This window comes from Microbispora sp. H10830, assembly GCF_014161375.1.
Classification (GTDB): domain Bacteria; phylum Actinomycetota; class Actinomycetes; order Streptosporangiales; family Streptosporangiaceae; genus Microbispora; species Microbispora catharanthi.
In genome coordinates this window covers 109,536-117,922 of sequence record NZ_JABBWX010000022.1, presented here as the reverse complement: position 1 = coordinate 117,922, position 8,387 = coordinate 109,536, and the positions used below count along the sequence as shown (strand labels likewise).

Annotated in this window: 8 protein-coding genes and 1 pseudogene; 8 read left to right on the top strand and 1 reads right to left on the bottom strand. The window is 73.4% G+C overall.

Going from position 1 to position 8,387, the window contains the following annotated elements; genetic code table 11:
- Nucleotides 1–428, top strand: a pseudogene (locus HHX35_RS38080) (hypothetical protein); the annotation flags it as partial.
- A gap of 148 nt (nt 429–576) precedes the next feature.
- On the opposite strand, the gene HHX35_RS38075 reads toward HHX35_RS38080, so the two are convergent.
- Complete coding sequence (locus tag HHX35_RS38075; protein WP_220506348.1) at nt 577–1,293, bottom strand: TetR/AcrR family transcriptional regulator; 717 nt, start codon at nt 1,291–1,293, stop codon at nt 577–579.
- 77 nt (nt 1,294–1,370) lie between these two features.
- On the opposite strand from HHX35_RS38075, the gene HHX35_RS38070 reads away from it, so the two are divergent.
- The 7 genes from HHX35_RS38070 to HHX35_RS38040 all read left to right on the top strand — a co-directional run bounded on the left by HHX35_RS38070 (nt 1,371) and on the right by HHX35_RS38040 (nt 8,290).
- Entirely contained in the window at nt 1,371–2,828 is a 1,458-nt protein-coding gene (locus tag HHX35_RS38070) for an MFS transporter (protein ID WP_220506347.1), read from the top strand.
- 42 nt (nt 2,829–2,870) lie between these two features.
- Nucleotides 2,871–3,704, top strand: a complete 834-nt coding sequence (locus HHX35_RS38065; RefSeq protein WP_182903439.1) for a glycosyltransferase family 2 protein — start codon at nt 2,871–2,873, stop codon at nt 3,702–3,704.
- Nucleotides 3,692–4,750 (top strand): glycosyltransferase family 9 protein, encoded by a 1,059-nt coding sequence (locus HHX35_RS38060; RefSeq protein ID WP_182903438.1) that lies wholly within the window; start codon nt 3,692–3,694, stop codon nt 4,748–4,750. The genes HHX35_RS38065 and HHX35_RS38060 overlap by 13 nt, the downstream gene beginning before the upstream one ends.
- Nucleotides 4,751–4,794: 44 nt before the next feature.
- On the top strand, nt 4,795–5,055 hold the full coding sequence (locus HHX35_RS38055; protein ID WP_139578848.1) for a hypothetical protein: 261 nt from the start codon (nt 4,795–4,797) through the stop codon (nt 5,053–5,055).
- Between the two features lie 53 nt (nt 5,056–5,108).
- Nucleotides 5,109–5,558, top strand: a complete 450-nt coding sequence (locus tag HHX35_RS38050; RefSeq protein ID WP_182903437.1) for a hypothetical protein — start codon at nt 5,109–5,111, stop codon at nt 5,556–5,558.
- A gap of 213 nt (nt 5,559–5,771) precedes the next feature.
- Nucleotides 5,772–6,263, top strand: a complete 492-nt coding sequence (locus tag HHX35_RS38045; protein WP_182903436.1) for a DUF6220 domain-containing protein — start codon at nt 5,772–5,774, stop codon at nt 6,261–6,263.
- Nucleotides 6,260–8,290: a multicopper oxidase family protein gene (locus HHX35_RS38040; protein WP_182903435.1), complete on the top strand. Its 2,031-nt coding sequence runs from the start codon at nt 6,260–6,262 to the stop codon at nt 8,288–8,290. Before HHX35_RS38045 ends, HHX35_RS38040 begins: the two co-directional genes overlap by 4 nt.
- Nucleotides 8,291–8,387 lie beyond the last annotated feature (97 nt).

The following is an 8,387-nucleotide window of genomic DNA, read 5'->3' as shown; positions in this document are numbered from 1 at the left end:
GCAAGACCGCCGCCCTGGAACACGTGGTGGAGGTGCACGACCTGCACATCTGGGAGGTCACCTCGGGTTACCCCGCCATGTCCGCGCACATCCTGGTCACCCCCGGCGCCGACTGCCACGCCGTACGACAGGCGGCGCAGCGGATGGTCCACGACGAGTACGGCATCGACCACACCACGCTCCAGGTCGACCACGCCCCACCACAACTCCTCGCGATCAGCGAAACGGTGGCCGAGACGGCAGAACCCCACTGCGCCACAACGGCGGCGGAGCCGCACAGCGCCACAACGGCGGCGGAGCCGCACTGCGCGGACGCCCACGGCCCGGCGCATGTCAACGGGCGGAGACAATCCGGGGACGACCGCCGATCGCAGGGCTGCGCCGGCCGCCGATACATCAGGTTCCCCGGCGCCAGACGCCTCTCCTGACCCCCGCCTCCTCTCAGCGGGGGCGGGGCGAAGCCGGGCGGGTGGCCCCGACCCACCGGATGCCGTCGGGCCGGAGGTCACCGCGGTCGGCGGCCTGCTCGTCGGCCTCGGTGACGCCGCCCAGCACTTCATTCGCTAGAGCACTTCTCTAGTCATTGTTATCGGGCAGCAGTTGCCGGACGAGCGCGTCGAAGGCCCACTCGCGCCACTCGTCCGGGCTCCAGCCGCGTTGCAGGACGAGCAGGTGGTAGATCTCCGGCGCGAGCACGGCCAGCAGGACGTCGGCGGCGCGGGCGACGGTCATCCCGCCTCGCAGGGCGGTCTTGGCCGCCATGGCGCCCGCGAACGCGGTCATCACGGTGTGGCGCTGGGACACGGTCGTCTGCCACAACTCGGCGATCTCCGGATCGGCCGCGGCGGCCGAGCGCAGCACCTCGACGACGGGCACGACCCGCTCGTGGATCCGGGCGGTGGCGTCCACGTGCCGCCTGAGCTGCTCCATCGGCGGCGCGGCCATGACCTCGGCCGCCCAGGGGCGGTCCAGTGTGGCCACAGGCTCGGTGTCGCCGGCCACCGCGACGTCCAGGACCTCCTTGAGGATCGCCCGCTTGGTCGCGAACGTGAAGTAGAGCGTCTGGACGGCCACCCCCGCCTCCTGCGCGACGGCCTGCATGGTCGTGGCCGCGTACCCGCGCTCCACGAACAGCGCGCGCGCCGCGTCGAGCATCCGGGCCCGGGTGGCCGCCGCCTTTGCGGCCCGCACCCCCGTACCCCGCGCGCCCGCACCCTTCGCCTCCGTACCCCGCGCGCCCGCGCCCCGTGCCTCCGTAGCCCGTGCCTCCGCCTGCCGCCTGGATGCCGCCATGTCCCCGCCTCAGTTGACTAGAGCACCACTTTAGCGGAATATCACTGGAGTCTTACTCCAGTGAAACGAGGTGTCCGATGCCGGAGAAAGGCGTCCTCATGGGGCGGGGAGCGGCGCTGCTGCTGATCACCGCCGTCGAGTTGGTGGTCTTCCTGGACCTCGCCGTGGTCAACATCGCCCTGCCGGCCATCGGCGCCGACCTGAGGCTGGACGAGGCCGGGCTGAGCTGGGTGACCAACGCGTACCTGCTCGCGTTCGGCGGGTTCATGCTCGTGGGCGGCAGGGCGACGGACCTGCTGGGACCGCGCCGGGTCTTCGGCGCGGGGCTGGCCGTCTTCACCCTGGCCTCGGCCGTGGCCGGGTTCGCGCCCTGGGCGTGGCTGCTCGTCGCCGCGCGGGCCCTGCAGGGGCTCGGCGCCGCCGTCGTGGTGCCGGCCCAGATCGCCCTGCTCACCGCCACGTTCACCACACCGGCCGCGCACCGGCGCGCCTTCGGGGTGTGGAGCGCGATGGGGGCGTCCGGCGCGGCGATCGGCACGGCCTCGGGCGGCCTGCTCACGCAGGCCCTGGGCTGGCCCTCGATCTTCCTGATCAACCTGCCGGTCGGCGTCGTGGCGCTGGCGTTCATGCGCCGGGCGCTCCCGGCGGACCCGCCGCGACTCCCGGCGTCCCCGGGCCCGCGTGGCGGGCTCGACCTGCCCGGCGCGCTGACGGGTACGGCGGCGCTGCTGCTCATCGGATACGCCCTCGGCGCCCTCGCCGACCCGGGCACCCGGCTGCGCGCGTGGGTCCTGCTGGCCGCCGGCCTGATCCTCCTCGCGGTGTTCGTGGCGGTCGAGGCGCGCGCCGAGCGTCCGCTGATGCCGCTGCGCCTGTTCCGGGTCCGCCAGGTGAGCGGCTCCGCCGTGGTCAACACGCTGGTGGGCGCCGCCCACGTGCCGGCGTTCGCCCTGCTGTCGCTCTACCTCCAGGAGACTCAGGGTTACCGCCCCACGGAGTCGGGACTGGCCGTGCTGCCGGTCGCGGCGGCCGGTCTGGTCGCCTCGCGGGTCCTCATCCCCGGCCTGCTCAAGCGCCTCGGCGCACGGGGCGTCCTCGCGGTGGGCCTCGGCCTGCAGGCCGTGGCGCTGGCCTGGTTCGCCCGGCTGCCCGGCGCGGTGACGTACGCGATCGACGTGCTGCCCGCGGGACTCGTCCTCGGCGTCGGGATGCCCGCCGCCTTCGTCGGCGTGACGGTCCCCGCCGTGACCGCGGTGGCCGAATCCGACACCGGGATCGCCGCGGGGATCGTCAACACCGCGCAGCGCATCGGCTCGGGCCTCGGCGTCACCGCCCTGCTGCTGCTCGCGTCCACGGTGAGTTCCGGGGGCGCGGCGGACCCCCGGACGGCCCTCGCCGGTGGGCTGCGCGCGGGCTTCGGCGCAGCCGCCTTCCTGGCCGCGGTGGGATGCGTCCTCACGCTGGCCCTCCTGCGGCCGGGCACGGCCCCCGGGGCGCGGAAGGAGGAGAAGGACACGGCGGGCGTGAGCGGCTGACGGGCTCCGTTTGCCGTACGACCTCAGGGGTATCACGCGCGCATGTTCGCCCCGTCTGACCTGGACGTGCTCGTGCCCACCAAGGACCGCACGGGCGCGCTGGCCGTCACGTTGGCGGGCCTCGCGGCGCAGACCGTGTCCGGGTTCCGCGTCGTGGTCTCGGACCAGTCGCACGAGCCGGTCGCCGACGACCCGCTGGTGGCGGCGCAGCTGCGGATCCTCGACCACCGCGACAGGCCGGCGGCCGTCCACCGCCACCTGCCCCCGCGGGGCATGGCGGAGCAACGCGCGTTCCTGCTCGGCCGGGCCGGGCGGCGGCTGGCGCTCTACCTGGACGACGACGTATGGCTGGAGCCGGAGGCGATCGAGGTCCTGCTGTCCGCGATCAGTGAGCTGCGCTGCGGCTTCGTCGGCTACGCCCTGCACGGTCTGTCCTACCGCGACGACGTGCGCCCCGCCGAGCTCGCGCCGTACGAGGAGTGGACGGACGGCGTGCGGCCCGAGCGGGTGCGCCGGGAGTCGCCGGCCTGGCAGCGCCACACCCTGCACAACGCCTCCAATCCGCTGCATCTCGCCCGGAAACACCTCGGCTCGCCGGGTCCCCGGGAGTGGCGGCCGTACAAGGTGGCCTGGATCGGCGGCTGCGTGCTGTACGACCGGGAGCGGCTGGCGGAGTGCGGCGGCTTCGACTTCTGGCGGTCGGTGCCGCCCCGGCACGCGGGTGAGGACGTCGTGGCGCAGCTGCGCGTCATGGAGAGGTACGGCGGCGCGGGCCTGCTGCCGAGCCGGGCCTACCACCTGGAGCTGCCCACGACGGTCACCGACCGCAGGGCCGAGTGCTACGACTACGTGTTCGAGACGGTATGGGCGCGCTGATCGAGGACGTGCGCCGCATCGCGGTGCTGCGGGCCAACGCCCTGGGCGACCTGGTCCTCGCGATGCCCGCCCTGGAGGCGCTCCGCCGGGCCTACCCGCGGGCCCGGCTGACCCTCCTCGGCACCTCCTGGCACGCCCGGTTCCTGGACGGCAGGCCGGGACCGGTCGACGACGTCGTCGCCCTGCCGCCGATCTCCGGGGTGTCGTCGGCGGACAGCGGACACGAGGCTCCGCGGAGCCTGTTCGAGGAGCTGCGCGAGCACCGGTTCGACCTCGCCGTGCAGATCCACGGCGGCGGGCGCAACTCCAATCCCTTCGTCAAGGCGATCGGCGCCCGGGTGACGGCCGGCCTGTGCACGCCGGACGCGGAACGGCTCGACCTGTGGGTGCCGTACGTCTACTACCAGCACGAGACGCTGCGCTACCTGGAGGTCGCCACGCTGGTCGGCGGTACGGCCGAGGCGTACGAGCCGAGCATCGCCGTGACCGACGCCGACCGCGCCGAACTCGCCCGTGTGTACGGCGAGCCGCCGCCCGGCCTGGTCGCGCTGCATCCGGGGGCGAGCGACCCCCGGCGGCGCTGGCCGGCGCGCGCCTTCGCGGAGGCGGCCGACCGGCTCGGCCGCCCGGTCGTGATCACCGGCGTCGAGAAGGAGCGGGAGGTGGTCGACGAGGTCGCGGCGGCGATGCGGCGGCCCGCCGTCACGGCGGTCGGCACGCTCGGCATCGGCGGCCTCTCCGCGCTGTACGAGCGGTGCGACCTGGTCATCTCCAACGACACCGGCCCCCGCCACCTCGCCGCGGCGGTCGGGACGGCCACCGTCGGCATCTTCTGGTGCGGCAACCTCATCAACGCCGGGCCCCTCACCCGCGCTCTCCACCGGCCGCTGGTCTCCTGGACCGCCCGATGCCCTATCTGCGGCGTCAGCGGACACGATCCCCGGGTGGGGCGGTGCCCGCACGACGAGTCGTGGGTGGCCGAGGTCCGGGTCGACGACGTGGTCGAGCAGGCCGAAGACCTGCTTCGTGGCCGCCGCGAGATTTGACGGGAGCAGACTCCTCCTCGGCGTACCCGCGGAGAGGAAGTCGCGTGAGAGACAACATCTGCCCCAAGTGCTCGTCCGGCGCCGTCATGGCCGGAGTCGAGGTGCGCGACCGGGGCCCGAACGGGCCGCAGCCCCTTCGGGTGCGCGTCGAGGAGCCGCTGCCGGCCAAGGTCCCCTTCTTCTACGTCCAGGGCGAGGCACTCGGCACGATACGAGCGTGGATCTGCGCCTCCTGCGGCTTCACGGAGCTGTACACCGACAATCTGAACGCGCTCTACGAGGCGTATCGCAAGGGCGCGCCCTGACGACCAGCGGGATGCAAGGTCCCTCCAAGTCGCCCGCCCTAGCGTCGGCGGACATGAGAAAGAACCTCGTCATCGGCGGCCTGCTGGCATTCGTGATCGCCGGGAGCCTGCCGGCGGCCCCGGCCGGGGCCGCCACCGCTTCGCTGATCCACTGGGGACCCGTGCAGTCCCGGAGCGGGCACCACGGATATGCCAAGGCCGATGTGTGGATCACCCGCTTCACCGCGGAGACCTTCGTCGTCTCGGGCACGCTGTACGACCGCGACGCGCACGGTGGGCACTGCGCCTACGTCCGGGCCCGCTTCCACTACGTCGGCGGCGGCACCGGGTGGGCCCTGCCGAAGACGACCTGCGCTCCGAAGAAGCCGATCCGGCTGTCGTCGGACGGCCGGATCACGCGGGTGGACGTCAAGGTCTGCGTGTACGACAGGGCTCGTCGTACGACCTTGAACTGCTACGCCGACGCCATCACCCCGGCCATCATCGCGAACTGGCCGCAGTGACCGTACTCCCCCGGACGTAGCGGCGTACGGCGCTGATACGGCGGCGGTAGGACCGGGAGCCTCCCCGGGTGCGACGACGCCGACGGCTCCCGGCGGCACCATCGAGACACCGCCAGGGGACGGACGGCGCCCAGGCCCGCGTACTCCCCCAGCGGTAGCCGACGTGTCTCTCGACGAGGGACGACACCGCCGGCCACGTGGGACAGGATCCCCGTGACCCGTAATCCGCTGACCGAAGGGAGCAAGAGCGTGCGCAAGGTCTACGCCGCTTTAGCGGGACTGCTGCTCGCCGCCGCCGTGGTGCAGATGTACCTCGCGGCCGTCGGCGCGTTCGACAAACCACAGGACGACTCCTCGTTCGCCCTGCACAGCATGAACGGCATGATGGTCATCCCGGTGCTGTCGCTGGTGGCCACCGCCGCCGCGGCGGCCGCCAAGGCGCCGGGACGCCAGATCGGGCTGACCGTCCTGCCCGTCGGGCTGGTCATCGTGCAGGCGCTGATCGTCGCGCTCGGCGGCCTGTTCGACGACAGCACCGGCAACACGACGCCGCTCTCCCTGGCGATCCTCGGCCTGCACGCCATCAACGGCATGGCGGTCATGGGCGTCTGCGCCATGGTGTTCCGCAATGCGCGGCGGCTCGTGTCGGCCAAGCCCGCTCCGTCGGAGGCCGCCGCGGAGGGCCGCCCGGTTCGCGCCTCATGACGACCGACCGGCTCATGGCGCTCGACCTGCTCGTCTCGGTCCTGACCGCGGCGGCGTGGGTGGGCGCGGGCGTGGCCGCCGCGGCCCGCCGTCCGAGGGCGGCCGCGGCCCTGTTCGCGGTGGCTCTGGTCGCGTCCCTGGCCCGCGTCTGGTCCGTCCTCGCGCTGGCCGGGGCCGGCTGGTGGTTCGTGCAGGAGAAGATCACTTTCGCCCTGCCGCTTCTCGTCGCGGCGGGCGCCGCGGCCACCGCACTCGCCGGGCCGCGCCTGCTCCGAGCCGTCCGGCGAGCGGACGCGGCTTCGCGGGACGCCGTCAGAGCTCCGGCGGTCGCGGTCCCGCTGCTCGGCGCCGGATACGCCGCGGCGGCCGGGATCGTGCAGACCTTCCTGATCGGATACCCGGCGGATCCGGGCACCGCTCTCCTTCTCCTGGCCGTCGCCGCGGGGGCCGTCCTGGGGACCTGGAGAGCGATGAGCAGGCACGTCCCCGGGCTGCGGGCGGCGACGGCGGCCACCGCCGTGGCGGCCGTGCTCGGAGTCACCCTCGCGTTCGTGCCCAGCGCGGAGACCACGGCAGAGGGCTCCGCCCCGGGAGGGACCGCCGCGATGGCCGCCACCGGCTCCGCCTCCCACGATCACTCCGCCTCGGGAGGATCCGCCTCCGCCATGGGAGGGGCGACCCGCCCGGTGACCGACCTGCGCGGCCCGGCCGCACCTCCACCGGGCGGCGCCGTGCGCCGGTTCGAGCTGACGGCCCGTACGGCGACCGTCACGCTGTCCTCGGGACGGAAGGTGTCGGCGTGGACCTTCAACGGCCAGGTCCCCGGGCCGCCGCTCACCGCCGTCCAGGGCGACCTCGTCGAGGTGCGGCTGCGCAACGCGGACATCGCGTCCGGGGTGACGCTGCACTGGCACGGCTACGACGTGCCCTCGGGAGAGGACGGCGTGCCCGGCCTCACCCAGGAGGCCGTGCCGCCCGGCGGGGAGTTCGTCTACCGGTTCGTCGCCGCCCAGGTGGGGACGTACTGGTATCACACCCACGAGGTGTCCGACCTCGGCGTCCGGATGGGGCTCTACGGCACGCTCGTCGTCACGCCGAAGGGGACGGCGGCCCCGGGACTGGACCTCACGCTGCCCGTGCACACTCTCGGCGGCGCGACGGTGACGGGTGATCGCGACCAGCCCCTGGTCCGGCAGGCCGCGCCCGGCACGCCCGTACGGCTGCGCCTGATCAACACCGACAACACGCCGCATCGGTTCACGCTGGCGGGCACGCCCTACCGGCTGGTGGCGGTGGACGGGACGGACCTGAACGGGCCGGGCATGCTCGGCCGCGTCGGCCTGCGACTCGCGGCGGGCGCCCGGTATGACCTCGCGTTCACGATGCCGTCAGCCCCCGTGCTCCTGCGCATCGACGACCGCACCGACTCCGTACGGCTCACCCCGGCGAGCACGGGCGACGGGTCCTCGGGCGCGACGGCGGCCGCCGATCCCGGCGCCGTTCCCGCCACCGTTCCCGCCGCCGGCGGCCAGACGGCGGACTGGCCGGAGCTCGACCTCACCCGGTATGGCGCCCCCGCCCCCACGCCGTACACGTCCCGCAGCCGCTTCGACCGGGACTTCACGCTCGTCCTCGACAGGGGGTTCGCGCTGACGAACGGCCGGCCGATGTACGCGCACACGGTGAACGGCGCCGCCTTCCCCGACATCCCCACGGAAGTGGTCAGGGAGGGCGACCTGGTCCGGCTCACCGTGGTCAACCGCGGCCGGGAGACCCACCCCTGGCACCTCCACGGCCATCGGGTGCTCGTGCTCTCGCGTGACGGCCGCTCCGTCACCGGCAGCCCGCTGTGGCTCGACACCTTCGACGTACAGCCCGGCCAGGTGTGGGAGGTCGCCTTCCGCGCCGCCAATCCGGGGCTGTGGATGAACCACTGCCACAACCTCAGCCACGCCGACCTGGGAATGATGCTGCACCTGGCGTACGAGGGAGTCACCACGCCCTTCCACGGCGCGCACAGCGGGTGAGTGAATCACCCTTTTTCCCCAGTGTGTCGAGTAAAAAATCCAGGCGGGAATTCAACCGAGGTGTAAACGCTCGGTAATCAGATCAGAACTTCGGGTG

Coding starts and splice junctions, on each gene's coding strand:
- HHX35_RS38075 (WP_220506348.1), bottom strand. CDS start 1,293: ATGGCGGCATCCAGGCGGCAGGCGGAGGCACGGGCTACGGAGGCACGG.
- HHX35_RS38070 (WP_220506347.1), top strand. CDS start 1,371: ATGCCGGAGAAAGGCGTCCTCATGGGGCGGGGAGCGGCGCTGCTGCTG.
- HHX35_RS38065 (WP_182903439.1), top strand. CDS start 2,871: ATGTTCGCCCCGTCTGACCTGGACGTGCTCGTGCCCACCAAGGACCGC.
- HHX35_RS38060 (WP_182903438.1), top strand. CDS start 3,692: ATGGGCGCGCTGATCGAGGACGTGCGCCGCATCGCGGTGCTGCGGGCC.
- HHX35_RS38050 (WP_182903437.1), top strand. CDS start 5,109: ATGAGAAAGAACCTCGTCATCGGCGGCCTGCTGGCATTCGTGATCGCC.
- HHX35_RS38040 (WP_182903435.1), top strand. CDS start 6,260: ATGACGACCGACCGGCTCATGGCGCTCGACCTGCTCGTCTCGGTCCTG.